The 24,113-nt window shown below is 69.1% G+C and carries 25 protein-coding genes and 2 pseudogenes; 18 read left to right on the forward strand and 9 right to left on the reverse strand.

The window, feature by feature from the left end:
• Window positions 1-109: 109 nt before the first annotated feature.
• The 8 genes from hemL (at window position 110) to OG972_RS23590 (ending at window position 8,460) form a co-directional block, all read left to right on the forward strand.
• Window positions 110-1,417, forward strand: a complete 1,308-nt coding sequence (gene hemL / locus OG972_RS23555; RefSeq protein ID WP_266984528.1) for a glutamate-1-semialdehyde 2,1-aminomutase — start codon at window positions 110-112, stop codon at window positions 1,415-1,417.
• Window positions 1,414-2,127 (forward strand): histidine phosphatase family protein, encoded by a 714-nt coding sequence (locus tag OG972_RS23560; RefSeq protein WP_266984530.1) that lies wholly within the window; start codon window positions 1,414-1,416, stop codon window positions 2,125-2,127. The genes hemL and OG972_RS23560 overlap by 4 nt, the downstream gene beginning before the upstream one ends.
• Window positions 2,128-2,336: 209 nt before the next feature.
• Window positions 2,337-3,584 carry a hypothetical protein gene (locus OG972_RS23565; protein WP_266984532.1) on the forward strand — a complete coding sequence of 416 codons (1,248 nt, stop codon included), beginning with the start codon at window positions 2,337-2,339 and terminating at the stop codon, window positions 3,582-3,584.
• A 67-nt stretch (window positions 3,585-3,651) separates the two neighbouring features.
• The gene (locus OG972_RS23570; protein WP_266984533.1) at window positions 3,652-4,263 is read left to right on the forward strand and encodes a TlpA disulfide reductase family protein; all 612 of its coding nucleotides are present in this window, start codon (window positions 3,652-3,654) and stop codon (window positions 4,261-4,263) included.
• 46 nt (window positions 4,264-4,309) lie between these two features.
• Window positions 4,310-5,032, forward strand: a complete 723-nt coding sequence (locus OG972_RS23575) for a cytochrome c biogenesis CcdA family protein (protein ID WP_266990676.1) — start codon at window positions 4,310-4,312, stop codon at window positions 5,030-5,032.
• A 5-nt stretch (window positions 5,033-5,037) separates the two neighbouring features.
• Window positions 5,038-6,783, forward strand: a complete 1,746-nt coding sequence (locus tag OG972_RS23580) for a cytochrome c biogenesis protein ResB (RefSeq protein ID WP_266984535.1) — start codon at window positions 5,038-5,040, stop codon at window positions 6,781-6,783.
• Window positions 6,780-7,868 (forward strand): c-type cytochrome biogenesis protein CcsB, encoded by a 1,089-nt coding sequence (ccsB, locus tag OG972_RS23585; RefSeq protein ID WP_266984537.1) that lies wholly within the window; start codon window positions 6,780-6,782, stop codon window positions 7,866-7,868. Before OG972_RS23580 ends, ccsB begins: the two co-directional genes overlap by 4 nt.
• A 52-nt stretch (window positions 7,869-7,920) precedes the next feature.
• Window positions 7,921-8,460, forward strand: coding sequence for an SRPBCC domain-containing protein (locus tag OG972_RS23590; RefSeq protein WP_266984539.1), 540 nt, complete (start codon window positions 7,921-7,923; stop codon window positions 8,458-8,460).
• Here the strand turns inward: OG972_RS23590 and OG972_RS49275 are convergent.
• From OG972_RS49275 to OG972_RS23605, 3 genes and pseudogenes are all read right to left on the reverse strand, one after another.
• Window positions 8,427-9,016 (reverse strand): annotated as a pseudogene (locus OG972_RS49275) (ATP-binding protein). The gene OG972_RS23590 and the pseudogene OG972_RS49275 overlap by 34 nt on opposite strands.
• A gap of 45 nt (window positions 9,017-9,061) precedes the next feature.
• The gene (locus OG972_RS23600) at window positions 9,062-9,505 is read right to left on the reverse strand and encodes a nucleoside deaminase (RefSeq protein WP_266984541.1); all 444 of its coding nucleotides are present in this window, start codon (window positions 9,503-9,505) and stop codon (window positions 9,062-9,064) included.
• 179 nt (window positions 9,506-9,684) lie between these two features.
• Window positions 9,685-10,089, reverse strand: a complete 405-nt coding sequence (locus tag OG972_RS23605; protein ID WP_266984542.1) for a PLD nuclease N-terminal domain-containing protein — start codon at window positions 10,087-10,089, stop codon at window positions 9,685-9,687.
• A gap of 89 nt (window positions 10,090-10,178) precedes the next feature.
• Here OG972_RS23605 and OG972_RS23610 point away from each other — a divergent pair, with 89 nt between their 5' ends.
• Window positions 10,179-11,636: a menaquinone biosynthesis decarboxylase gene (locus OG972_RS23610; protein ID WP_266984543.1), complete on the forward strand. Its 1,458-nt coding sequence runs from the start codon at window positions 10,179-10,181 to the stop codon at window positions 11,634-11,636.
• A complete protein-coding gene (mqnP, locus tag OG972_RS23615) occupies window positions 11,633-12,550 on the forward strand; it encodes a menaquinone biosynthesis prenyltransferase MqnP (protein ID WP_266984544.1) in 918 nt (305 codons plus the stop codon). The genes OG972_RS23610 and mqnP overlap by 4 nt, the downstream gene beginning before the upstream one ends.
• Here the strand turns inward: mqnP and OG972_RS23620 are convergent.
• Window positions 12,540-13,148 carry a rhomboid family intramembrane serine protease gene (locus OG972_RS23620; protein ID WP_266984546.1) on the reverse strand — a complete coding sequence of 203 codons (609 nt, stop codon included), beginning with the start codon at window positions 13,146-13,148 and terminating at the stop codon, window positions 12,540-12,542. The two genes, mqnP and OG972_RS23620, sit on opposite strands and share 11 nt — an antisense overlap.
• Window positions 13,149-13,282: 134 nt before the next feature.
• Here OG972_RS23620 and OG972_RS23625 point away from each other — a divergent pair, with 134 nt between their 5' ends.
• Window positions 13,283-13,954, forward strand: coding sequence for a UbiX family flavin prenyltransferase (locus OG972_RS23625; RefSeq protein WP_266984548.1), 672 nt, complete (start codon window positions 13,283-13,285; stop codon window positions 13,952-13,954).
• Window positions 13,955-13,977: 23 nt separating this feature from the next.
• On the opposite strand, the gene OG972_RS23630 is transcribed toward OG972_RS23625, so the two are convergent.
• On the reverse strand, window positions 13,978-14,112 hold the full coding sequence (locus OG972_RS23630) for a hypothetical protein (RefSeq protein WP_266984549.1): 135 nt from the start codon (window positions 14,110-14,112) through the stop codon (window positions 13,978-13,980).
• 132 nt (window positions 14,113-14,244) lie between these two features.
• Between OG972_RS23630 and OG972_RS23635 the strand changes: the two genes are divergently transcribed.
• The 5 genes from OG972_RS23635 (at window position 14,245) to OG972_RS23655 (ending at window position 18,787) form a co-directional block, all read left to right on the forward strand.
• Entirely contained in the window at window positions 14,245-14,700 is a 456-nt protein-coding gene (locus OG972_RS23635) for an Lrp/AsnC family transcriptional regulator (RefSeq protein ID WP_266984550.1), read from the forward strand.
• 103 nt (window positions 14,701-14,803) lie between these two features.
• Window positions 14,804-15,967, forward strand: coding sequence for an aminofutalosine synthase MqnE (gene mqnE, locus OG972_RS23640; protein ID WP_266984551.1), 1,164 nt, complete (start codon window positions 14,804-14,806; stop codon window positions 15,965-15,967).
• 121 nt (window positions 15,968-16,088) lie between these two features.
• Window positions 16,089-16,613 (forward strand): GNAT family N-acetyltransferase, encoded by a 525-nt coding sequence (locus tag OG972_RS23645; RefSeq protein WP_266984553.1) that lies wholly within the window; start codon window positions 16,089-16,091, stop codon window positions 16,611-16,613.
• Between the two features lie 101 nt (window positions 16,614-16,714).
• Window positions 16,715-17,008: a DUF4229 domain-containing protein gene (locus tag OG972_RS23650; RefSeq protein ID WP_266984555.1), complete on the forward strand. Its 294-nt coding sequence runs from the start codon at window positions 16,715-16,717 to the stop codon at window positions 17,006-17,008.
• 417 nt (window positions 17,009-17,425) lie between these two features.
• On the forward strand, window positions 17,426-18,787 hold the full coding sequence (locus OG972_RS23655) for a dicarboxylate/amino acid:cation symporter (RefSeq protein ID WP_266984557.1): 1,362 nt from the start codon (window positions 17,426-17,428) through the stop codon (window positions 18,785-18,787).
• A gap of 84 nt (window positions 18,788-18,871) precedes the next feature.
• Here the strand turns inward: OG972_RS23655 and OG972_RS23660 are convergent, their stop codons facing one another.
• Window positions 18,872-19,681, reverse strand: a complete 810-nt coding sequence (locus OG972_RS23660; protein WP_266984559.1) for a methyltransferase domain-containing protein — start codon at window positions 19,679-19,681, stop codon at window positions 18,872-18,874.
• A 28-nt stretch (window positions 19,682-19,709) separates the two neighbouring features.
• Here OG972_RS23660 and OG972_RS23665 point away from each other — a divergent pair, with 28 nt between their 5' ends.
• A complete protein-coding gene (locus OG972_RS23665; protein ID WP_266984561.1) occupies window positions 19,710-20,111 on the forward strand; it encodes a MerR family transcriptional regulator in 402 nt (133 codons plus the stop codon).
• Between the two features lie 49 nt (window positions 20,112-20,160).
• Here OG972_RS23665 and OG972_RS23670 read toward each other — a convergent pair.
• Window positions 20,161-20,931 (reverse strand): annotated as a pseudogene (locus OG972_RS23670) (alpha/beta hydrolase family protein); the annotation flags it as partial.
• Window positions 20,932-21,214: 283 nt separating this feature from the next.
• Between OG972_RS23670 and OG972_RS23675 the strand changes: the two are divergent.
• Window positions 21,215-21,850 (forward strand): TetR/AcrR family transcriptional regulator, encoded by a 636-nt coding sequence (locus OG972_RS23675; protein ID WP_266990678.1) that lies wholly within the window; start codon window positions 21,215-21,217, stop codon window positions 21,848-21,850.
• Between the two features lie 10 nt (window positions 21,851-21,860).
• Here OG972_RS23675 and OG972_RS23680 read toward each other — a convergent pair whose 3' ends face one another.
• Together OG972_RS23680 and OG972_RS23685 are read right to left on the reverse strand one after the other, a co-directional pair.
• Window positions 21,861-22,724 (reverse strand): MaoC/PaaZ C-terminal domain-containing protein, encoded by an 864-nt coding sequence (locus OG972_RS23680; RefSeq protein ID WP_266984563.1) that lies wholly within the window; start codon window positions 22,722-22,724, stop codon window positions 21,861-21,863.
• Between the two features lie 6 nt (window positions 22,725-22,730).
• Window positions 22,731-24,059 carry a 3-oxoacyl-ACP reductase gene (locus OG972_RS23685; RefSeq protein WP_266984564.1) on the reverse strand — a complete coding sequence of 443 codons (1,329 nt, stop codon included), beginning with the start codon at window positions 24,057-24,059 and terminating at the stop codon, window positions 22,731-22,733.
• Between the last annotated feature and the right edge of the window lie 54 nt (window positions 24,060-24,113).

Here is a 24,113-nt window from a genome sequence, read left to right on the forward strand (position 1 = left end):
GAGAGGGCTGACGTCCTTTCGTCATACGAGGAGATCACGCTTCCTGCTCATTGGCGGCCGGATTTCCGGCCCGGCCCCCCGACCTTCCGAATCGCAGATCAGGACCAAAGTGCCGTATTCATACGAAGCCCCAGTTTCGCAGACGCTTTTCGACCGCGCGTCCCTCGTGACGCCCGGTGGCGTGAACTCTCCCGTACGTGCCTTCCGGGCCGTGGGCGGTACGCCCCGCTTCATGGTGTCCGGTACCGGTCCGTACCTCACCGATGCCGACGGCCGTGAGTACGTCGACCTCGTGTGCTCGTGGGGGCCGATGATCCTCGGCCACTCCCACCCCGAGGTCATCGCCGCAGTCCAGGAGGCTGTCGCCCGCGGCACCTCGTTCGGTACGCCCGGTGAGGGCGAGGTCGCGCTCGCCGAGGAGATCGTGGCCCGGATCGAGCCCGTGGAGCAGGTGCGGCTGGTGTCCTCCGGCACCGAGGCGACCATGTCCGCGATCCGGCTGGCCCGCGGGTTCACCGGCCGGGCGAAGGTCGTGAAGTTCGCCGGCTGCTACCACGGGCACGTCGACGCGCTGCTTGCCGCCGCCGGGTCCGGGGTCGCGACCTTCGGTCTGCCGGACACCCCGGGCGTCACCGGCGCGCAGGCCGGCGACACGATCGTGCTGCCGTACAACGACCTGGAGGCCGTGCGGGCCGCGTTCGCCGCGCACCCCGGTGAGATCGCCTGTGTGATCACCGAGGCCTCGCCCGGCAACATGGGCGTGGTGCCGCCGCTGGACGGTTTCAACGCCGGACTCAAGGAGCTCTGCGCCGAGGGCGGTGCGCTGTACATCTCCGACGAGGTCATGACCGGATTCCGTACCTCGCGGGCCGGCTGGTTCGGCATCGACGGCGTGCGGCCCGACCTGATGACCTTCGGCAAGGTCATGGGCGGGGGCTTCCCGGCCGCGGCCTTCGGCGGGCGCGCCGATGTGATGGCGCACCTCGCCCCGGTCGGCCCCGTCTACCAGGCGGGCACCCTCTCCGGAAACCCGATCGCCACCGCCGCCGGTCTCGCCCAGCTGCGGCTGCTCGACGACGCGGCGTACGCGAAGGTCGACGCGGTCTCCGCGGAGATCCGGTCCCTGGTGAGCGAGGCGTTCACCAAGGAGGGCGTCGCGCACACGGTGTCCGCGGCGAGCAACATGTTCTCCGTGTTCTTCACGGACCAGCCGGTGCGTAACTACGAGGACGCCAAGAAGCAGGAAGCTTTCCGCTTCACCGCCTTCTTCCACTCGATGCTGTCGCAGGGTGTCTATCTGCCCCCGTCCGCGTTCGAGTCCTGGTTCGTCTCCACGGCCCACGACACGCAGGCCGTCGAGCGGATCGCCGCCGCCCTGCCCGCCGCTGCCCGCGCAGCCTCGGAGGCCACCGCATGAGCGAGACCAGCAGTAGCAGCTCCGCAGACACTGCGCGCAAGGACATCACGGTCGTCCATCTGATGCGGCACGGGGAGGTGCACAACCCCGAGGGCGTGCTCTACGGACGCCGTCCCGGCTACCACCTCTCCGAGCTCGGCCGGCAGATGGCCGACCGGGTGGCCGAGCACCTGGGGAAGCGCGACATCACCCATGTCGTCGCCTCCCCGCTGGAGCGCGCCCAGGAGACGGCGACGCCGATCGCCAAGTCGCACGGCGTGGACCTGGCCACCGACGAGCGGCTGATCGAGGCGGCCAATGTCTTCGAGGGCAAGACCTTCGGGGTCGGCGACGGTGCGCTGCGCAAGCCGGACAACTGGAAGCACCTCACCAACCCCTTCCGCCCGTCCTGGGGTGAGCCGTACATCGAGCAGGTCGTACGGATGATGGGCGCCCTCGACGCCGCGCGCGACGCGGCCCGCGGGCACGAGGCGGTCTGCGTCAGCCACCAGCTGCCGATCTGGATCGTCCGGAGCTTCGTCGAGCGACGGCGGCTCTGGCACGACCCGCGCAAGCGGCAGTGCACGCTGGCCTCGCTGACCAGCTTCACGTACCAGGGCGACAAGATCGTCTCGGTCGGCTACACCGAGCCGGCCCGCGATCTGGTTCCTGCGCACCTGCTGGCCGGTGCGAAGCCGGTGAAGGGGAAGTCCAAGGCGTTCGGCGCGTAGCCGGGACTTCTCGACCCGCACGGGCCCCTGCCGATGTGTCGGCCGGGGCCCGTGGTGCGTTCGGGTCAGGAGCAAGGTCAGGTCAAGAGCGGGGTCTGGTCACGTAAAGAAACTTGTGATAATCGGCGGAACCGTCGCGTCGTTTCGTCCATCTAAGCCTTCGCCAGTTTGTATGGACTTGAGTCGAAACGACCGCAGATGGGGACGCCATGCGCGACATCAGCCGAAGAAGTTTGCTCGGAGCGGGACTTGGGGCTGCGGCTGCAATCGGGATGGCGGGCTGCAGCTCGTCGGACCGCTCCACAACGGGGCGGCCAGGCCCTGGCAGGGGGGACGCGGGGGCGGACGGGAAAGCCAAGGGCGGCGAGGAGAAGGACGCCGGGGAGATCGGTGACGGTTCCACCGCGGACACCGGGAAGCAGCCGCACCAGCCTTCCGCGCCGGTCCCGCTCGAACCCGGACAGACCCCGCCGCAGTTCGTGATCTTTTCCTGGGACGGGGCGGGCGAGCTCGGCACAGGGCTCTTTCCGCGTTTTCTCGAACTCGCCAAGGAGCACGACGCGGCGATGACCTTCTTCCTCTCCGGGCTCTATCTGCTGCCCGAGTCGAAGAAATTCCGGTACCGGCCGCCGAACAACGAAATCGGCGCCTCCGACATCGGCTATCTCACCGACGGTCACATAAGGGAGACGCTGAAGAACGTCCGTCGTGCCTGGCTCGAAGGCCATGAGATCGGCACGCACTTCAACGGGCACTTCTGTGCCGGGTCCGGATCGGTCGCCAACTGGACGGCCGATCAGTGGCGGAGCGAAATCGATCAGGCCGTCTCCTTCGTCACCGAATGGCGCACCAACACCGGCTGGACCGATCTCGACCCGCTGCCCTTCGACTACCGCAAGGAACTCGTCGGCGGCCGCACCCCCTGTCTGCTCGGCCAGGACAATCTGCTGCCCACCGCGCGCCGACTGGGCTGGCGCTACGACGCGAGCTCGCCCGGCGGCACCCAGATCTGGCCCGCGAAGCGCCAGGGCATATGGGATCTTCCGCTGCAGGGCATGCCGTTCCCCGGGCACACCTTCGAAGTGCTGTCGATGGACTACAACATCCTCGCGAACCAGTCACAGAACACCACCCGGGGAATGCCGTCGCGCTATCCGGAATGGCGCACCCAGGCCACTCAGTCCTACCTCGGCGCATTCAACCGTGCGTACGGGTCGAATCGCGCACCCTTCTACATCGGCAACCACTTCGAGGAGTGGAACGGCGGCATCTATATGGATGCGGCCGAGGAGACCCTCAAAAGGATCGCGGGGAAGCCGGATGTGCGGCTCGTCTCCTTCCGGCAGTTCGTCGACTGGCTCGACGTCCAGGATCCGGCCGTGCTCGCGAAGCTCCGTACGCTGGAGGTCGGCCAGTCGCCCGACGGTGGCTGGAACTCCTTCTTTAAACGGGCCTGACAACGGGCTTTACGGGCACCGAGGGGGGTGCGCAAGATCCCCGAAACAGCCATGCGAAACTTTTCACATGAGCTCTGGCCGCGCACCCCGACGCCGCTTCACCCTGCTCGCCGCCCCCGCAGCGGCCGCCGCACTGGCGCTGACCCTGACCGCCTGCGGCGGCGACGGCAACAAGGCCGGTGGTGGCGGCAATTCGCACTTCGTCACGGGCAGTGGCGGAATCTCCACCGTGGCCAGGGCGGACCGCCAGGAAGCGCCGAAGCTCGACGGAACGACACTGGACGGCAAGCCCCTCGACGTCGCCGACTACAAGGGCAAGGTCGTCGTGCTGAACGTATGGGGCTCGTGGTGCGGCCCCTGTCGGCTGGAGGCCAAGCACTTCGCGAAGGTGTCGAAGGAGACCGCGAGCCAGGGTGTCCAGTTCATCGGGATCAACACCCGGGACGCGGAGAAGGGCCCGGCGGTGAACTTCGAGAAGGACAACAGCATCACCTACCCGAGCTTCTTCGACCCGATCGGGAAGCTCATCCTGCGCTTCCCCAAGGGCACGCTGAACCCGCAGGCCATTCCTTCGACCGTGGTCATCGACCGGGACGGGAAGATCGCGGCCCGCACCCTCGTCGCCCTCGACGACGTCAAGCTCCACAAGATGATCGACCCGCTGATCGCGGAGAAGTGATTCCGTGCTCACCCTTGCCGCACTTCCGGGGCAGAACGAGACCGTGATGAACGGGGCGCTGTTCGTCGCCCTGCCCATTGCCGTACTCGGCGGGCTCGTCTCGTTCTTCTCGCCGTGCGTCCTGCCTCTCGTGCCCGGCTATCTCTCGTACGTCACCGGCGTCAGCGGCACCGATCTGGCGCAGGCCAGGCGGGGGCGCATGGTCGCGGGAGCCTCGCTCTTCGTGCTCGGCTTCACCGCCGTGTTCGTCTCCGGCGGCGCGCTCTTCGGCTTCTTCGGCCAGACGCTCCAGGAGCACAGCACCACGCTCTCCAAGGTCCTCGGTGTGCTGATGATCCTGATGGGGATCTTCTTCATGGGCCTGATGCCGTGGATGACCCAGCGCGAATTCCGTATCCACAGGAGGCCGGTGACCGGGCTGGCGGGGGCACCGCTGCTGGGCGCCCTCTTCGGGATCGGCTGGACCCCGTGCCTCGGCCCGACGCTCAGCTCGGTGAGCATCCTCGCGATGGACCAGGGCACCGCCGGACGCGGGGCGATACTGACCATCGCCTACTGCCTCGGGCTCGGTGTGCCCTTCGTGCTCGCCGCGGTCGCCTTCCGTAAGGCGCTCGGCGCGTTCGGCTGGGTCAAGCGCCACTACGCATGGGTCATGCGGATCGGCGGCGTCATGATGATCGCGACCGGACTGCTCCTGCTGACCGGTGTGTGGAGCAGCATGATGCAGGAATTGCAGGGCTGGTCCAACGGCTTCACGGTGGGGATCTGAGTTCCATGAGCAACACCAAGACCAACGCGGCCGAAGAGCGCGCGAACGAGCGTGAGCGCGAGGGCCGGCAGGAGCGGGAGAACGCGGCCGAACTCGGCGCGGCCGGCTCGCAGCTCTCCACCGCCCCGCGCGAAGAGGCCCTCGCCACGCTGCCCGCCATGGGCGTCATCGGCTGGGTGCGCTGGTTCTGGCGCCAGCTCACCTCGATGCGGGTCGCGCTGATCCTGCTCTTCCTGCTCTCGCTCGGGGCCATCCCCGGCTCGCTGATCCCGCAGAACAGCGTGGACGAGCTGAAGGTGCAGACCTTCAAGGAAGCCCACACCACGGTCACGCCGATCTACGAGAAGCTCCAGTTCTTCGACGTCTACAGCTCGGTGTGGTTCTCCGCGATCTACATCCTGCTGTTCATCTCCCTCATCGGCTGCATCGTGCCGCGCACCGGCCAGTTCGTCGGCCAGTTGCGCAGCCGGCCGCCGGGCGCCCCCAAGAGGCTGACCCGACTGCCCGCCTACACGACGTGGCGCACCGACGCCGAACCCGAGCAGGTCCGCGAGGTCGCGCTCGCGATGATGCGCAAGCGGCGCTTCCGGGCGCACGTGGACGGCGATGCGGTCGCTGCGGAGAAGGGCTATCTGCGCGAGGCCGGGAACCTGGTGTTCCACATCGCGCTGATCGTCATGCTGGTGGCCTTCGCCACCGGGCAGCTCTTCAAGTCCGAGGGCGGCAAGCTGATCGTCCAGGGCGACGGCTTCTCCAACACGCTGACGCAGTACGACGACTTCAAGTCCGGTTCGCTGTACGACACCGACTCGCTCGCCCCGTTCAGCTTCACCCTCGACAAGTTCGTCGGCACGTACGAGCGCAAGGGCCCGCAGATCGGCACGCCCCGCAAGTACGAGGCCCACATCACGTACTCCGAGGGTGCGTACGGCAAGCCGAAGAAGGCGGTCATCAAGGTCAACGAGCCGCTGGTGGTCGACGGCTCCAAGGTCTATCTGATCGGGCACGGCTACGCCCCGGTCGTCTCCGTCAAGGACGGCAGGGGCAAGGAGGTCTACAAGGCCGCCGTGCCGCTGCTGCCGATCGACTCGAATGTCACCTCGACCGGTGCGATCAAGGTGATGGACGGTTACAAGGACGGGACCGGCAAGAGGGACCAGCTGGGTTTCCAGGCGTTCTTCGTGCCGACGTTCGCGGGCAACGGCAAGGGGACGATGTTCTCCCAGTTCCCGGCCGCGGACTTCCCGGTACTGGCCCTCAACGGGTACCACGGCAGCCTCGGTGTCGACTCCGGACTGCCGCAGAACGTGTACCAGCTGAACACCTCGAAGATGGAGGCGTTCAAGGACAGCAAGGGCGACAAGCTGAAGCAGCGGCTGCTGCCCGGCGAGACGATGAAGCTGCCGGACGGCGCCGGATCGATCACCTTCGAAGGCATCGAGCAGTGGGCCAGCTTCCAGATCTCGCAGCAGCCCGCCAGCGGCTGGGCGCTCACCGGAGCCATCGGGGCCATCGCCGGTCTGGCCGGTTCGCTGTTCATCCAGCGGCGCCGGGTCTGGGTCCGGGCTGTACGGGGAGCGGACGGTGTCACCGTCGTGGAGATGGCGGGGCTGGGCCGCAGCGAGTCCGCGAAGCTTCCCGAGGAGCTGGCCGATCTCGCGGTCACACTCCATGACATGGCGCCCACCGCGCCCGACGACGCATCTGCCGAAGCACTTTCCGAAGAACCTGCCGAAGGGGCTGAGAAGTGAATCTCGCCGCCGCAACCAACGAGAATCTGGCACACACCAGCAATGTGCTGATCTATTCGTCGATGGCCGTCTACACCCTGGCCTTCTTCGCGCACATCGCGGAGTGGGTGTTCGGCAGTCGCAGCAAGGTCGGCCGCACCGCCGCAGCGCTGACCGGGGACGGGGCCGCCGCCTCCTCGGCAAAGATCCGGGTCCAGGTCGCGCAGAAGGGCGGCGCCACCGCCGTACTGGACCGGCCGAAGATCATCACGAGGTCCGCCGCCGGCTCGCGGGACGTCCCGGACGGCCCCGGCGCCGCCGGTGGCACGTTCAAGGGCGACCTGTACGGGCGGATCGCGGTCTCCATGACCGTCGTCGCCTTCCTCGTCCAGGCCAGCGGTGTCATCGCCCGTGCGATGTCCGTGCAGCGTGCCCCCTGGGGCAACATGTACGAGTTCTCGATCACCTTCTCCACGGTGGCCGTCGCCGCGTACCTGATCCTGATGGCGCTGAAGAAGAACGTCCGCTGGATGGGCCTGCTGCTGGTCACCACCGTCCTGCTGGATCTCGGCATCGCGACCACCGTGCTCTACACCTCCAGCGACCAGCTGGTGCCCGCACTGCACTCGTACTGGCTGTGGATCCACGTCTCCACCGCCATCATCTGCGGCGCCGTCTTCTACATCGGCGCGGTCGCTACGCTGCTCTACCTGTTCCGCGACAGCTACGAGAGCAAGCTGGCGAACGGCACCGAGCCCGGCTCCTTCGCCCAGTCCGTGCTGTCCCGGCTGCCCGCCGCGGCGACCCTCGACAAGTTCTCGTACCGCATCAACGCCGCCGTTTTCCCGCTCTGGACGTTCACGATCATCGCCGGCGCGATCTGGGCGGGCGACGCCTGGGGCCGCTACTGGGGCTGGGACCCCAAGGAGGTCTGGTCCTTCATCACCTGGGTCGCGTACGCCTGCTACCTGCACGCCCGCGCCACCGCAGGCTGGAAGGGCCGCAAGGCCGCCTACCTGGCGCTGATCGCGTTCGGCTGCTGGCTCTTCAACTACTACGGCGTGAACATCTTCGTCACCGGCAAGCACTCGTACGCCGGCGTCTGAACCGTTCCTGCGTACGGGTGCGGAACGCGCCCCACCGGGCCACGCTGGAACCATGACCGATGCACTCCCCGTTATCGAACGTGGTACCGCCGAGACCCACGGTGACCACCACCTCCTGCGGTTCACGCTCCGGCTGCCCCACCCCGTCCCACGGGTGTGGGCAGCCGTTGCCAGTTCCGAGGGGCTGCGGGGCTGGCTCGCCGCCGCCGACCCGTTCGAGCCGCGCATCGGCGGGGCGATCACATTGCGCTGGCTCAATACCGACCCGGACGGGAACGCCACGGTCGCTTCCGGCACCGTCACCGCCTGGGACGTCGAGCGCGTCGCCGAATACACCCTCGAAGGGGTGCACGGCCGGATCCGCTTCCACCTGGAGCCGCCGCGCGGCGACCACGTGCTCCTGCGCTTCAGCAACGAGTTCCACGGCGACGACGCGCTGCGGCTGGACTGCCTCGCGGGCTGGCACAACCACTTCGAGTACCTGGTGGACGCCCTGGACGGGCACCCCGTCGACTGGTCACGGTGGACCCTGACCCGATGGCGGGAACTGCGCGAGAGCTACGGTGCGGAGGACGGTGGCAAGCAGTTCTGAGCCGGGGGCTTCCCCTCCGGCCAGGCGATCGCCACGAACCGCTGGGAGACGGACCCGGGCGCCAGTTCCACCACCGGCACCGCCTTGTTGTACGGGTTGCCGTGGTTGTCCAGACAGATCCAGCCGCCGGCCCCCGACACCCGCAGCGACGCCTTCACCCGCGGGAACTGCACCGAGGGCGCGGCCCGCACCCGGGCCGCGAACTGGGCGACGAGATCGGGCAGCGCACCGATGACGGGCGTCCAGCCGGGACCGGGATCCTCGGGCGGGGTGACGGCCTCGCAGTCGGCCAGGGCGACCGGGGTGATCTCCCGGTACACATGCCGTAACTGCTTGAGCACCGCGGTCTTGCCCATGCCGCGCCCGCCGGTCAGCACGACGACGGGTGGATCGTCGCGGTGCTCGTACGCGGCCCTGGCGGAGCCGTAGGGGGTGAGACCTGTTTCAGACGCGCCGCAAGTCCGTCGTTGCCGAAGATCGCCTCGCGTCCGTACAGTTCTCTGTCCACAGCACCCCCCAGTGCCGACGCCTGCCCGAACCGCCACACCGTCAACATCAGGATATCGGGCGGGCGTTGGAGGGGAGTGAGGATTTTCGAACGCTATTCGGTGCCGATGTCCTCGTTCCAGAGGTCGGGGTGGTCGCGGATGAACTCCCGCATCAGGGCGATGCATTCGGGGTCGTCGAGCAGCGCGACCTGGACGCCGTGCTCGGCCAGCCAGTCGTGGCCGCCGTGGAAGGTGGCGGCCTCGCCGATGACCACCCGGGAGATGCCGAACTGGCGGACCAGGCCGCTGCAGTACCAGCAGGGCGAGAGCGTGGTGACCATGGTCGTGCCGCGGTACGAACGCTGCCGGCCGGCCGCGCGGAAGGCGGCGGTCTCCGCGTGCGTGGACGGATCTCCGTCCTGCACGCGGCGGTTGTGGCCCCGGCCGAGGAGCGTGCCGTCCGCGGCGTAGAGGGCCGCGCCGATGGGGATGCCGCCCTCGGCGAGGCCGGCGCGGGCCTCCGCGAGGGCGGTGGCGAGCATGGCCCTGTCGTTCATGCGCGTCCTGTCCTGGTGGTCGGTGCGCGGGGGCGGCGCCCCGGGTGGTCGCTGTTCCCGGACCGCCGCTCATGCGCGTGGTGCACGCGGCCCTCGAAGCGCCCGGCCCCGCAGGAGCGGACAGCACGCCTGCCCCTGCTCGAACGGCCGGGCAGCTGCTGTATCCGTGAGCCTTTGCGCTACGAGGCGGGTGGAGCGGACTCCTCGGGACCGGCCCCGCTCTCCCGGCGCTTGAGCTCCTCCTCGCGGCGGCGCAGATCGGCCTCCCAGTCCTTGAGGAGCGACTCGTCCTTCTTGTTCTCTTCCTTGAGGGCCTTCAGGAAATCCGGATTGTCGTCCGGCGCCACCCACTCGTGGCGGTGATTGCGGTGCCATTCGGAGGGTGTACGGCCTCCGGCGGGCACCTGGCGCAGCTTGCCGGCGGCCAGCCACACGATCGGGCCGACGATCCAGAAGAGCAGGATGATGAAGACCCAGGCGATCTTCGGCAGGTGCTTGGCCTCGTCCTCCGGGGTGTTCAGACAGTCGATGAACGCGTAGATCGTCAGCGCCAGCGGCAGGAGATAGATCAAGGCCCGGAACATGGTGGAAGGGTCCCCCCACGGAGAGATGGCGGGGCACTGTCCCGCCCCGGTGACGGGCCCAGGGTAGCCCGTGGCCGATACTGGACCGCATGGCTTACGACGATCTTCGTTCCCTCCTCCGGGCGCTGGAGCGCGAGGGCGAGCTCAAGCGCATCAAGGCCGAGGTCGACCCCTACCTGGAGGTCGGCGAGATCGTCGACCGGGTGAACAAGGCGGGCGGGCCCGCACTGCTCTTCGAGAACGTCAAGGGCTCATCGATGCCCCTGGCCATGAATGTCTTCGGGACCGACCGGCGGCTGCTGAAGGCGCTCGGGCTGAAGTCGTACGCCGATATCAGCGACAAGATCGGCGGCCTGCTGAAGCCGGAGCTGCCGCACGGCTTCGTCGGAGTGCGCGAGGCGTTCGGCAAGCTCGGCTCGATGGTGCACGTGCCGCCGAAGAAGGTGAAGTCGGACAGCGCCCCCGTGCAGGAGGTCGTCCTCACCGGCGACGACGTGGACCTGGACCGGCTGCCCGCGCTCTTCACCTGGCCCGAGGACGGCGGCTCCTTCTTCAACCTGGGGCTCACCCACACCAAGCACCCGGAGACCGGCGTACGGAACCTGGGGCTTTACCGGCTCCAGCGCCACGACCGGCGCACCATCGGGATGCACTGGCAGATCCACAAGGACAGCCGCAACCACTACCAGGTGGCCGCCAAGCGCGGGGAGCGGCTGCCCGTCGCGATCGCGTTCGGGGCGCCGCCCGCGGTGACGTACGCGTCCACCGCCCCGCTGCCCGGGGACATCGACGAGTACCTGTTCGCCGGGTTCATCCAGGGCAAGCGGATCGAGATGGTCGACTGCAAGACCGTGCCGTTGCAGGTCCCGGCGCAGGCGGAGGTCGTCATCGAGGGGTGGCTGGAGCCCGGGAAGATGCTTCCCGAGGGGCCGTTCGGCGACCACACCGGGTTCTACACGCCGCAGGAACCGTTCCCCGCGCTGACCATCGACTGCGTGACCATGCGGAGGCGTCCGCTGCTCCAGTCGATCGTGGTGGGCCGGCCGCCGACCGAGGACGGGCCGCTGGGGCGGGCCACCGAGCGGTTCTTCCTGCCCCTGCTCAAGATCATCGTGCCGGACATCGTGGACTACCACCTGCCGGAGGCGGGCGGCTTCCACAACTGTGCGATCGTCTCGATCGACAAGAAGTATCCGAAGCACGCCCAGAAGGTGATGAGTGCCATCTGGGGCGCGCACATGATGTCGCTGACCAAACTGATCGTCGTCGTGGACTCCGACTGCGACGTCCACGATCTGCACGAGGTCGCCTGGCGGGCGCTCGGCAACACCGACTACGCCCGGGACCTCACCGTCACCGAAGGCCCGGTCGATCATCTCGACCACGCCTCCTACCAGCAGTTCTGGGGCGGCAAGGCGGGCATCGACGCGACGAAGAAGTGGCCCGAGGAGGGCTACACCCGGGACGGGGGCTGGCCGGACATGGTCGAGTCCGACCCGGAGACGGCGGCGAAGGTCGACCGCCGGTGGAAGGAGTACGGGCTGTGAGTGCGGCCGAAGCGACGCTGGGCCCCGGGCCCGCGCAACCGACCGGCAGGGTCAAGGCGTTCTTGCGGCTCGTGATGATCGAGCACTCGGTCTTCGCGCTGCCCTTCGCCTACATCGCCTCGCTGACCGCGATGTTCCACCTCGACGAGAACATCCACTGGGTGCGCCTGCTGCTCGTCACCGTCGCGATGGTCGGGCTGCGGACATTCGCCATGGCCGCGAACCGGATCATCGACCGCGAGATCGACGCCCGTAATCCGCGTACCGCCGGCCGTGAGCTGGTCACCGGTGCCGTCTCCGTGAAGTCGGCGTGGACGGGCGCGCTCGTCGCGGTCGTCGTCTTCCTCGGCGCCGCCGCGCTGCTGAACCCGCTGTGTCTGGCGCTCGCGCCGATCGCCGTCGTGCCGATGGTCGTCTATCCGTACGGCAAGCGGTTCACCCACTACCCGCACGCCATCCTCGGCATCGCGCAGGCCATAGGGCCCATCGGTGCCTGGCTGGCGGTCACCGGCAGCTGGTCGTGGGACGCGGTGATACTCGGTCTCGCGGTCGGCGTCTGGATCGGCGGCTTCGACCTGATCTTCGCCTGCCAGGATGTCCAGGCGGACCGCGCGCACGGTGTGTTCTCGGTCCCGGCCCGCTTCGGGATCCCGGCCGCGCTGTGGGGGGCACGGGTCTGCCATGCAGTGACGACCGGTCTGCTGGTCTGGTTCGGTCTGGCGACGGGTGCGGAGCTGTTCTACTGGATCGGCATGGTGATCGTCGCCGTGGCGTTCGTGTACGAGCATCGCGTGGTGCGGCCGCACGATCTGTCCCGGCTGAACCGGGCGTTCTTCTCCGTCAACGGATTCATCGGGATCGCGCTGTTCGCATGTGCCCTGCTGGACCTGCTGGTGCGCGGCCTCACACCGTAAAGGCGGGGGGTACGGGGCGGGTGGTACGGCGCGGGCGGCGGAATGCGAACGCCGCGCCCACCCCTCCGGCCAGCCCGAACAGATGCCCCTGCCAGCTGATCCCGGAGTCGGTCGGCAGGATTCCCCACAGCAGTGAGCCGTAGACCGCGGCGATCACGACGCCCACCACGACGTCGAGCGGCCTCCGGTCGACGAAGCCGCGGACCAGCAGATAGCCGAAGAGGCCGAAGACCACGCCGGACGCGCCGAGTGTGACGGTGTGCGAGGGCGCGGTCAGCCAGACGCCGAGGCCGCTGACGACGATGACGGTCAGGACGACGGCGGCGAACCGGCGTATCCCGCCGAGGGCCGCGATGAAGCCGAGGACCAGCAGCGGGACGGTGTTGGAGGCGACATGCTCCCACCCGCTGTGCAGGAACGCGGCGGGCACGATGTCGAGGAGTTCGGCCGGCTCGCGCGGAGTGATGCCGTAGGTGTCGAGTGCTTGACCGGTCGCCGTGTCGATGCCTTCGAGCACCCACAGCAGTGTGATCCAGCCCAGCATCAGCGCGCCGGCCGTCATCGCCCGCGCGGAGGTGCCTGTACGGGTACCGGTCATGGCCGCCCCCTGTCCTTGGCCTGTCCATGGCCGTCGACGGCCTGTCCTTCATCTGTCGGAACGCACGGAGCCCCTCGCTCGGTTCCGCAACTTCTGCGCCGGATAGGCTCGGGGGTGTGGAATCCGGGACTTCAGTGAGTCAGCAGCAGCGGCAGCCTTGGATTGTCGGGGTTTCGGGCGCTTCAGGTACACCCTTCGCTGCCGCCGTGCTGCGTGGTCTGCTGGCCGCGGGCGAGAGCGTCGACCTGGTGGTGAGCCGGGCCTCGCGGCTGACGCTGCTGGACGAGACCGGGATCGCCTTCCGCGACGCACGCTGGCAGGAGGACCTGCGGAGCTGGCTGGCGCGCGGTGCGGACGGGAAACCGCACACCTTCGAGGTGGGCGATGCGGAGCTCGACGGCGTACAGCACTGGGCGGCCGGTGATCTCGCGGCCGGGCCGTCCTCGGGGTCGTACCCGGCGAAGGGGATGCTGATCGTTCCCGCCTCGACGGCCTGTGTGGCCGGAGTGGCGCTCGGGCTCTCGAAGGATCTGCTGCAGCGGGCCGCGAGCGTGACGCTCAAGGAGCGGCGGAAGCTGGTCGTCGCGGTGCGCGAGACTCCGCTGAACGCATCGACGCTGAAGCATCTGGTGACCCTGGACGAGGCGGGCGCCGTGGTGCTGCCCGCCTCTCCGGCGTTCTATGCGGGTGCGACGCACATCCAGGATCTGGTGGACTTCGTCGCGGGGCGGGTGCTGGACGCGGCAGGGGTGCCGCACCAGCTCTACCGCCGGTGGGAGGGGAAGCTCGGTGGCTCCCGTGACTGAGGCCGGGTTCGTCCCGGCGGGACTCAGCGCTTCTTCGGGGCGCGCGGGGTGCGGGTCTTGTCGATCCGGTGCGCGGCGGCGGGCTGGTGGGCACGCGAGCGGTTGGCCAGGTCCTGCAGCTCGCGCATCCGGGCGTAGGCCATCTCGATCGTGTACACGGTGTTGTCACTCCTGAGGATTCGAAAGCACTTCTTGGGATATCTGAAAGATTTACAGGGCGTGGGCTCTGTATGCCTTAGATTCTACACGTAGACTCGCGGTACTGCTGAACAATGGAAGGTTTCAGTCATATGGACGCGGTGGACAGGCAGCTCATCCAGGCCCTGAGGGAGAACGGCAGGGCTTCGTACGCCGAGCTGGGACGGCTCGTCGGGCTCTCCGGGCCCAGCGTCACCGACCGCATCAATCGGCTGGAAACCGCCGGTGTCATCACCGGGTACCGCGCCACCGTCGACGCCGCCTCGCTCGGGCTCGGGGTCACGGCCCTGATCGGCATCTCGCTCTCCGACGCTGCCGATCACGAGGACGTCGCGCGCCGGCTCAAGGACCTCGCGGAGATCGAGGACTGCTGGTTCATCGCGGGCGACGACTCGTTCATGCTCAAGGTGCGGGTCGGTGACGTCGACGGCCTGGAGAAGACCATCCGCCGGCTCAGCGGCACGAAGGGCGTCTCCCGGACCCGTACGACGATCGTGCTCTCCACCAAGTGGGAGAACCGGGTCGGGGAACTCCCCGAGGAGTCGTAGGCGTAACGTGGTGGAGCCCCCGGGTGACCGGGGGTTTCTGCCGGTTTCACGGTGGAATCCGGTGGAACGCACAGCACGTCAGAGACATCTGGGAGGCAGCCGCATGGACGTTGGGCTCAAGCGCGAGCTGGAGGAGAAGGTCCGCGCGGGGGAGCGGCTGACCCGTGAGGACGGCATCGCCCTCTACGCGTCGGACGACCTGGCCTGGCTCGGCGGCCTTGCCCATGAGGTGCGCACGCGCAAGAACGGTGACGTCGTGCACTTCAACGTCAACCGGCACCTCAACATGACGAACGTGTGCACCGCCTCGTGCGCGTACTGCTCGTTCCAGCGCAAGCCGGGCGAGAAGGACGCGTACACGATGCGCATCGAGGAGGCCGTCCGCCTCGCGAAGGCGATGGAGGGCGAGAATCTCACCGAGCTGCACATCGTCAACGGGCTGCACCCCACCCTCCCGTGGCGCTACTACCCGCGCTCCCTCAGCGCGCTGAAGGAAGCCCTGCCGCAGGTCTCCCTCAAGGCGTTCACCGCCACCGAGATCCACCACTTCGAGACCATCTCCGGGCTCTCCGCCTCCGAGATCCTCGACGAGCTGATCGAGGCCGGTCTGGAGTCGCTGACCGGTGGCGGCGCGGAGATCTTCGACTGGGAGGTCCGCCAGCACATCGTGGACCACGACACCCACTGGGAAGACTGGTCGCGCATCCACCGCCTCGCGCACGAGAAGGGTCTGAAGACCCCGGCGACGATGCTGTACGGGCACATCGAGGAGCCGCGTCACCGCGTCGACCATGTGCTGCGACTGCGCGAGCTGCAGGACGAGACCGGTGGCTTCCAGGTCTTCATCCCCCTCCGCTACCAGCACGACTTCGTGGACATGAAGGACGGCAAGGTCCGCAACAAGCTCCAGGCGCGGACGACGATGGCGACCGGCGCCGAGGCGCTGAAGACCTTCGCGGTCTCGCGTCTGCTCTTCGACAACGTCCCGCACGTCAAGGTCTTCTGGGTGATGCACGGCGTGCAGACCGCCCAGCTCGCGCTGCAGCACGGCGCGGACGACATGGACGGCTCGGTCGTCGAGTACAAGATCACGCACGACGCGGACAACTACGGCACGCCGAACAAGCTCGGCCGTGACGACCTGCTGGACCTGATCCGGGACGCGGGCTTCCGCCCTGTCGAGCGCAACACCCGGTACGAGATCATCCGCGAGTACCCGGGGCCGGACGCGGACCGTCGCGAGGCGCCGCAGCCGATGCGCGTCTGACGTCCGGCACGTCCCTGCGTACCGCTCCGTACGAAAGCCCCGGCCGCCGTCCCCGGCCGGGGCTTTCTCGCGTACTGGACGGTTCTTGAGCCACTCATTCGGTAATAGTTAATCTGCCCTTATGGCGCTTACTTTTGAGCTCGACCCCAAGTTCGACGGCACGCTGCGCGACGGCATCATCGCGCTCTGGGTCGATGTCTCCAACGCGGGCGGAGCCGTCGGCTTCATACCGTCCGTCACCACCGAGGAGATCCGGCCCGAGCTGGTCAAGCATCTCGTCTCGATGGCCGAGGGACGCACCCGGCTGCTGGTCGGGTACGACGAGGGGGGCGCCGTGGCCGCCACCGCCTTCCTCACCCACAACACGCACCGGCTGATGACCCACTGGCTCTGGATCTACACGGTGATGGTCCACCCCCGGCACCAGGGCAAGGGCTACGGCCGCGGTCTGATGTCCGCCGTGGCGGAGGCGGCCCGCGGGTTCGAGGGCATCGAGGCGATCCGGCTGACCTGCCGGGGCGGCACCGGCGCCGACCGTTTCTACCTGTCGTGCGGTTACAAGGAGGTCGGGCGGGTGCCGGGCGCGATCCGGGTCGCCGACGGGGACGACCGCGACGACATCATCATGCTGCTCCCGCTGGACTGACCGCAGGGGTCCTCGGGCTGTTCCTGCCCGCCGAAGCGATCGATATCGGGGCATGCTTCACTGGTCGGGCAGGATTGTCGTACGTAGAGAGAAGGCCAGCCGTGTCCGCTGCCAAGCCGAGCGCAACGATCCGGTACACCCTGATGCGCCTCAGCATCTTCGTCGGCTGCCTCGCCGTCGTCGCCGTGGCTGTCACCTACGGTCTGCTGCCCTCCGGGCTCGGCGGGTCCAACGTCATCTGGATCATCCTGCTGGCCCTGCTTCTCTCCGCGCCACTCAGCTACGTCCTGCTGCGCAAGCAGCGCGACGAGATGTCCGCGCAGATCGCCCCCAGGATCGACCGCGCCAAGGCGCGACTGGCGGCGAACCAGGGCCAGGAGGACGGCGTCGCGTAGCGAGGCGCGTGGGGCCCGTGAGGGCCGCGTGAGGGTCGGGTAAGGGATACGTAAGGTTCCTCACACCCGTAGAGATTTTCTTCGGAACCCCAGTACCGAGCTTCCCGCTCATGTGCTGGGGTTTCGCCGTTCCCCGGGGCCGGGCGGGTCATGGTTTCCCAAAGAAGACCTTTGAGGTTCTCAAAGTTCAAGTGTTAACGTGTTCGACATGAAGACAGCTGTGCGCCCCCGCCGTTCGGCGAGCATTCCGCTCGTGGCGCGCCTGCATGTCGATCTCTGCCGCTGTATGTCCGCGGTCTGTTAGCCGCTACGTCGAACCGGCACCATGCAGCGGCGCCGCCCCTGACGCGGGCGCCGCACCCCCGTCCCCCCGTTTCGTTCCCGTGCGCCCCCATGCGTCACATCAGGAGTGTGTCCGTGTCCGCGAATCCCGCGTCCGCCACCGCCGGCACCGCCAAGCCGTCCGGCTCCGGTTCCGGTTTCCGTATACCCAAGGTCCCGTTCTGGGCCCAGATCGTCGCCGGTCTCGTCCTCGGTGTGCTGCTCGGGTGGCTCGCCCGCAGCCAGGACATCAACTGGCTCTACACCACGCTCGACAAGGTCGGCCACATCTTCGTCCAGCTGCTGAAGCTGGCCGTCGCGCCCCTCGTCTTCTTCGCGATCCTGGTGTCGATCACCAACCTGCGCAAGGTCAACAACGCCGCCCGGCTGGCCACCCGCACGCTGCTCTGGTTCATGATCACCTCGCTGATCGCGGTCGCCATCGGCCTCGCGATCGGTCTGATCACCAACCCGGGTTCGGGCACCGGTCTGACCCCGAAGGACGGCAAGCTGCCGGAGGGTGCGGGCTCCTGGCTCGACTTCCTGACCGGCATCATCCCGGAGAACGTGATCACCCCGTTCACCGAGCTGAACGTCCTGCAGATCGTCTTCATGGCCGCCGTCGCCGGTATCGCCGCGCTCCAGCTCGGCGAGAAGGCCCAGCCCATCCTCACTCTCAGCGAGTCGATCCTGGAGCTCCTCCAGAAGGCCCTGTGGTGGGTCATCCGCCTGGCCCCCATCGGCACCATCGGCCTCATCGGCTATGCGATCGCCGACTACGGCTGGGACCTGATCGGCAAGTACGCGACGTTCACCGCTGACGTCTACATCGGCTGCGCCCTGGTGCTGTTCGGTGTGTACCCGCTGCTGCTCGTCACCGTCGCCAAGGTCAACCCGGTCCAGTTCTTCAAGGGCGCCTGGCCCGCGATCCAGCTGGCCTTCGTCTCCCGCTCCTCCGTCGGCACGATGCCCGTCACCCAGAAGGTCACCGAGCGTCTCGGCGTCCCGAAGGAGTACGCGAGCTTCAGCGTCCCGTTCGGGGCGACCACGAAGATGGACGGCTGCGCCGCGATCTACCCGGCGCTGGCGGCGATCTTCATCGCCCAGATCTTCGATGTGCAGCTGGGTGTCGGTGACTACATCCTGATCGCGTTCGTCTCGGTGATCGGCTCGGCGGCCACCGCCGGTCTCACCGGCGCGACGGTCATGCTGACTCTCACGCTGTCGACGCTGGGTCTGCCGCTGGAGGGTGTGGGTCTGCTGATGGCCATCGACCCGATCCTGGACATGATGCGTACGGCCACCAACGTGGCCGGCCAGGCACTGGTCCCGGTGATCGTCTCGGCCCGCGAGAAGATCCTCGACCTCGACGCGTACCACTCGGCCTCGTCCTCCCCGATCGACGACATCGAGGTGCGCGACGCGGAGCAGCGGGTGAGCGTGCCGGTCGCCGCATAACGACCACAGCTTCCGCCGAGCGCCCCCGGTCCGTCCGTCGACGGACCGGGGGCGCTCGCCGTTGTGCGGGCGCAGGCCGGCACCTCAGGGAGCGGTGCCCGCGGCGACGAAGAGGGGGAGGGCGAGGAACAGCCGCCCGGTTCGGGCGCGTGCACGCTGGTCCGCGGTCCAGGCCGAGGCCTCCGCGGCGGTGAGGGCGCTTGTGTCCCTGGCCGCCTCTGCCAGTCCGGTGAGCATCGGCAGCGCCGCGGCGTCGGTGAGGACTGCCGTACGCACCTCCGCCACGACGTCCTTGAAGCCTGCGTCCAGCAGCAGATTCCGGTGGCGGCGGGCGGCCCGGGGGCTCGGTACGGTGTCGGCCCGCGCGTGCACGACGGCACGGGTGACTGAGGGGTCGTCGGAGTCGATGACGAAGGTGTCCCAGTCCTGTCCGATGAGGACGGCCCGCCCGCCGGGGAGTAGTACGCGCAGCGCCTCGCGCAGTGCGGCAGCGGGGTCGGTGAGGGCGTGGAGCACCTTGTCGGCGCGGTAGCCGTGCAGGGAGTGATCGGGGAAGGGGAGGGCGTACGCGTCCGCCCTCCGGATGTCCGCGCCTGGGAGCCGCTCCCGGGCGACGGCGACCATCCGCGCGTCGAGGTCCGCGCCGATGGCCCGGGCGCCGCGCGCGGACAGCTCGGCGACCGCGGTTCCGGTCCCGCAGCCGATGTCGACGACGGTGGTGTCCGCTCCTGCCCGGAGCAGTTCGTAGCTGTGCTGTCGGAGCGCGGCGGCGCCCGGGATCCGCTCGGCCGCATCGAGGAGCGCGGCGAGAGGCATGGCGGATGCGGTGGTGGGAGCTGTGGCCAGGGGTGCCGGCCGGGGTGCGGCCGGGGGTGTGGTCCGGGGCTTGTCCATGGCCGCCAGGCTGCGACTTAATGTCGGCATGAAGTCAAGCGAGGCGGGGACTCTGCTGAGCATCGGGGACGCGGCGGCGCGCTTCGGGCTGCCCACGCATGTGCTGCGGCACTGGGAAGCGGTGGGGCTCGTGACGCCCGCGCGGGACGGTGCGGGAAGACGGCGTTACGGTACGGACGACCTCACCCGGGTAGCGGTCGTCGTCCGGGCCAAGCGGGCGGGTCTCGGCCTGGATGCGATCCGGGTTCTGGTCTCCGCCGCGGACCCCGCCGAGCGTCGCGCGGTGCTCGTCGGCGAGGCGGCGCGGCTGCGCACCCGTATCGCTGCCGTGCAGGCCTCGTTGGACCTGGTCGAGTGCGCGCTGGACTGCGAGCACGACGACTTCACCCGGTGCCCCCACTACCTCACGCACATGGCACTCGGGCTCTGAGCGCCATGTGCGCATGCGACGCGACGTGCCCCGTCCCGTCCGGGGCGGGTCAGGGCTGCTGGAACCCGACCTCGGGGTTGTCCGGTGTCGGGCCGTCCAGGAGCGGTTGGGGCGTGCCCCGCAGATGGAGATCGAAGAAGGCCCCGACATAGTCCCGGGTGATCCGCATCGAGCGTTCGCCGGAGAGCGGTGCTTCTGGGTCGACTATGCCCAACTGGCCTCCCAACGCGGGGACATCGGTGAAGGTGAAGTGGCCGGAGTCGGTGACGGTCAGCCAGCGCTTCCAGCCGTCCAGCTGCGCCCAGCCCTCGTCCCAGCTCTCGTCCTCACCGCCGGGATGGTGGTCGGAGGCGGTGCCGAGCATCAGGAACGGTCTGCCGTCGAGTCCGCCCGCAGGAACCGGGTCGAAGAAGGTGCCGTCCATGTCGACCCCGGCGCGCACGCGGTGGTCGGCGGCCATGGTCGAGGCGGTCGCGTTGCCGCCGATGGAATGACCGGCCATGCCGATCCGGTGCGGGTCGATCATGTGTGCGTGACGCCAGGCCGGGTGACGGCCGGTCAGCCGGTTCAACACGAAGGAGAGGTCCTCGGCCCGCCCCGTGGCCACGGCTGCCATGCCCGTCGTCGCGGTCTGTTCGCAGGCGGCGCAGGTGAGCAGGCGCCCGCCGGGGAAGGTGGTGCCGGTCGACTCGTAGGCGTGGTCGACCGTCGCGACGACGTATCCACGGCCGGCCAGGTCCTCGGCCAGACCGGTGAGTGTTGTCCGCGGGGTGCCGAAGCCGGGGGAGAGCACCACCAGCGGGAACCGGCCGTGTGCCGGGCGATCGCCGTGGCCGTGGCCCGGCTGCGAGGACTGATCATGGTGAAGACGCTACGGATCCGGCCGTGCGGGAACATCGCGCGCAGGGGGGAACCGCTGTCCCACCACAGGGTGATCCCGGGCTCCGGAAGACCCGACTTTCGTCGGGGGTATAACCGGCCACGCGGCGGCCGCGGAAGTCTTCTCCGCAGGACGGGCCAGGGGCCCGCGCCGTACTCTTACCGAGGAGTAGGACAGTGGGGGCGGGAGGAAGTCGGACGTGGGTGCTGTGAAGAGCAAACGGATGCCGCGTGCCGTGCGCGAGCAGCAGATGATGGACGCCGCGGTACAGACGTTCGGGCAGCGCGGATACCGGGCCGCGTCGATGGACGAGATCGCGGAGCTGGCCGGGGTGTCCAAGCCGCTGGTCTATCTGTATCTGAATTCCAAGGAGGAGCTCTTCACCGCCTGCATCAAGCGCGAGGCGAAAGCGCTGGTCGCAGCGGTGCGATCGGGGGTGGAGCCGGGGCTTCCGGCGGATCGGCAACTGTGGGCCGGGCTGCGGGCATTCTTCACGCACACCGCGGAGAACCCGGACGGCTGGGCGGTGCTGCACCGGCAGGCGCGTACGCACGGGGAACCGTTCGCCACCGAGGTCATGGTGATGCGCGACGAGATCGTTGCGTTCGTGACGGGTCTGATCGGTGCCGCGGCCCGTGAGGCCCACCATGATCCGGCACTTCCGGACCGCGATGTGGCGGGTCTGGCGCAGGCCCTCGTGGGGGCCGCCGAGTCGCTCGCCGGCTGGGCGAACGACACCCCGGGCGTCTCGGCGAAGGAGGCCGCGGCCACGCTGATGAACTTCGCCTGGGCGGGTCTGGAGAACCTCATGCACGGCCGCCCGTGGCTGCCACCGAACAAGTCCGCCGGTCAGAGGTAGCGGCGGCCGGTCACGAATCCGGTCCCCCGCCGTCCCGCGTCGTCGACCCCGTGAGGTGGATCCGGCTGCCGCTGCGGAGCTGGAAAGCGGAGCCTGAGCCGTCCGCCGCGTACGTCACCGTCGCCGGAAGCAGGACCGGTGCCTTGAAGTCGGCGCGTACGGACCGGATCCGGCCCGGATCGTCGGCTTCGGCCAGACAGCGGGCGACCGTCCACATGCCGTGCGCGATGGCCCTCGGGAAGCCGAACAGCCGGGCGGTCAGCGGGTACAGATGGATGGGGTTCCGGTCACCGGACGCCGCCCCGTAGCGACGTCCCAGATCGCCCCGGAGCCGCCACTCGGCGACGGCGGGGAGCTCGGCGGCAGGGGCCGCGCCGACAGCCGCGGGGGCGGCAGCGGTTGTGGTCCGGTGGCGGGACAGATAGCCGCTGCGCGATTCCCAGACCAGCTCATCGTGCGAGCGCGCCTCCGTCACCATCGTGACTTCGGTGCCACGGCGGTGCGGCGTCAACCCGCCTGCGTAGACGGTCAGTTCGAGCAAGTCCGTGGCGGGCGACGCCCGGTGCCGGGTGATCTCGATCCAGGTGTGGACCAGCCCGACGACCGGCAGCGGGAACCTGTGCCCGGTCATCAGCCGCATCGCGAGGGGGAAGCCCAGCACATGGGGGTACGTCAGCGGCAGCGGGCCCGACTCGCGGAAGCCGCAGATCCTGCTGTACGAGGCGAGGGCGCCGGGGGTGATGCGGACGTTTCCGGCCGTCAGCCGGTCGGCGGTGAGCGTGGCGCCGGACCGGCCGGCGCGCTTGAACGGGGACGTGACCGCGCCCCGCACGAGTGAGGCCGTCAGGGTCCGGGAAGGGGCAGCAGCCGTCATCGGACGTCACGCCCCCAGCAGGCTCTGGCCGCAGACCCGCACGACCTGGCCGTTGACGGCCGTCGACGCGGGCTGGGCGAACCATGCGGTCGTCTCGGCGACATCCACCGGAAGACCGCCCTGCGAGAGCGAGTTCATGCGACGGCCCACCTCCCGGATGAAGAGGGGAACCGCGGCGGTCATCTTCGTCTCGATGAAGCCGGGGGCGACCGCGTTGACCGTGACGCCGTGGTCGGCGGCGGCGCGCGGCGCCAGGGAGCGGACCAGGCCGATGATGCCCGCCTTGCTCGCCGCGTAGTTCGTCTGCCCGTTGTTGCCCGCGATACCGGCGATGGACGCGGTGGCGACGATCCGGCCGCCCCGGTTGACGGTGCCCGATGTGAGCAGGGCGTCCGTGGTGCGCAGCACGCTGTCGAGGTTGACCTCGATGACCGGGGCCCAGCGGTCGGCGGGCATGTTCGCGAGCCGCCGGTCGCGGGTGATGCCCGCGTTGTGGACGAGGATGTCCAGGCCGGCGGGCGCCGCGGCGGCGATCCGCTCGGCGGCGTCGTCCGCGGTGATGTCCAGGGGCAGGGCGGTCGCGCCGAGCCGCTCGGCGGTGCGCTTCAACTCGTCGGCGGACTGCGGGATGTCCAGGCAGATGACCTGCGCGCCGTCCCGTGCCAGGACCGAGGCGACGGAGGCGCCGATACCGCGCGCCGCACCGGTGACCAGGGCGGTGCGCCCGGTGAGCGGCGCGGCCCAGTCGGTGACCGGGTCGGGCGCGGCGCCGGTGAGTTCGACGACCTGGCCGCTGACGTACGCGGACCGGGGTGAGAGCAGGAAGCGGAGCGTGGATTCGGCCGGGGCGACCGCGCCCGGTGTGATCCGGAGCAGCTGGACGGTGGTGCCCCTGCCGATCTCCTTGCCGAGCGAGCGTACGAAGCCTTCGAGGGCCTGCTGCGCTGCCGCCTGGTGATGGTCGTCGGCCGACGGCCGCACCCCGAGGACCACGATCCGTCCGCCCGGCGCCGACGAGCGTATGACGGGGTGCAGCGCCGCGTGCACGTCCCCCAGCCCGGCGGCGGTGGCAACTGCCGTGGCGTCCAGGACGATTCCCGCCGGGCGGGCGGCCGTCCCGGCGCGGTCCGTCACCGGGAGGCCGGTCGCGGCGAGGAGTGCGGCGAGCTCGTCCGTGACCGAGGAGTCCCCGGCGGTGAGGTGCAGGAGCGGGCCGTCCAGCGACTGGGTCTCCAGCGTCCAGCGGCGCAGCCGCGCGGGCTGCGGCAGCCCGAGCTTCCGGGTCAGAAATCGGCCGGGCGCTGTGCCGGTGACGTGCAGATACCGGTCGGCCATTGTCCGGACTCCCTGCTCGGTCGTAGATTTACTCCAGAGTAAGGTTACTCAACA

The organism is Streptomyces sp. NBC_01669 (assembly GCF_026339735.1).
Taxonomy (GTDB): Bacteria; Actinomycetota; Actinomycetes; order Streptomycetales; family Streptomycetaceae; genus Streptomyces; species Streptomyces yanii.

Bases quoted from the DNA above. Each gene is read 5' to 3' on its own strand.
- OG972_RS23560 (WP_266984530.1), top strand. From the start codon at position 1,414: ATGAGCGAGACCAGCAGTAGCAGCTCCGCAGACACTGCGCGCAAGGAC.
- OG972_RS23565 (WP_266984532.1), top strand. From the start codon at position 2,337: ATGCGCGACATCAGCCGAAGAAGTTTGCTCGGAGCGGGACTTGGGGCT.
- OG972_RS23570 (WP_266984533.1), top strand. From the start codon at position 3,652: ATGAGCTCTGGCCGCGCACCCCGACGCCGCTTCACCCTGCTCGCCGCC.
- OG972_RS23575 (WP_266990676.1), top strand. From the start codon at position 4,310: ATGAACGGGGCGCTGTTCGTCGCCCTGCCCATTGCCGTACTCGGCGGG.
- OG972_RS23580 (WP_266984535.1), top strand. From the start codon at position 5,038: ATGAGCAACACCAAGACCAACGCGGCCGAAGAGCGCGCGAACGAGCGT.
- OG972_RS23590 (WP_266984539.1), top strand. From the start codon at position 7,921: ATGACCGATGCACTCCCCGTTATCGAACGTGGTACCGCCGAGACCCAC.
- OG972_RS23600 (WP_266984541.1), bottom strand. From the start codon at position 9,505: ATGAACGACAGGGCCATGCTCGCCACCGCCCTCGCGGAGGCCCGCGCC.
- OG972_RS23605 (WP_266984542.1), bottom strand. From the start codon at position 10,089: ATGTTCCGGGCCTTGATCTATCTCCTGCCGCTGGCGCTGACGATCTAC.
- OG972_RS23610 (WP_266984543.1), top strand. From the start codon at position 10,179: ATGGCTTACGACGATCTTCGTTCCCTCCTCCGGGCGCTGGAGCGCGAG.
- OG972_RS23620 (WP_266984546.1), bottom strand. From the start codon at position 13,148: ATGACCGGTACCCGTACAGGCACCTCCGCGCGGGCGATGACGGCCGGC.
- OG972_RS23635 (WP_266984550.1), top strand. From the start codon at position 14,245: ATGGACGCGGTGGACAGGCAGCTCATCCAGGCCCTGAGGGAGAACGGC.
- mqnE (WP_266984551.1), top strand. From the start codon at position 14,804: ATGGACGTTGGGCTCAAGCGCGAGCTGGAGGAGAAGGTCCGCGCGGGG.
- OG972_RS23645 (WP_266984553.1), top strand. From the start codon at position 16,089: ATGGCGCTTACTTTTGAGCTCGACCCCAAGTTCGACGGCACGCTGCGC.
- OG972_RS23660 (WP_266984559.1), bottom strand. From the start codon at position 19,681: ATGGACAAGCCCCGGACCACACCCCCGGCCGCACCCCGGCCGGCACCC.
- OG972_RS23665 (WP_266984561.1), top strand. From the start codon at position 19,710: ATGAAGTCAAGCGAGGCGGGGACTCTGCTGAGCATCGGGGACGCGGCG.
- OG972_RS23675 (WP_266990678.1), top strand. From the start codon at position 21,215: ATGCCGCGTGCCGTGCGCGAGCAGCAGATGATGGACGCCGCGGTACAG.
- OG972_RS23680 (WP_266984563.1), bottom strand. From the start codon at position 22,724: ATGACGGCTGCTGCCCCTTCCCGGACCCTGACGGCCTCACTCGTGCGG.
- OG972_RS23685 (WP_266984564.1), bottom strand. From the start codon at position 24,059: ATGGCCGACCGGTATCTGCACGTCACCGGCACAGCGCCCGGCCGATTT.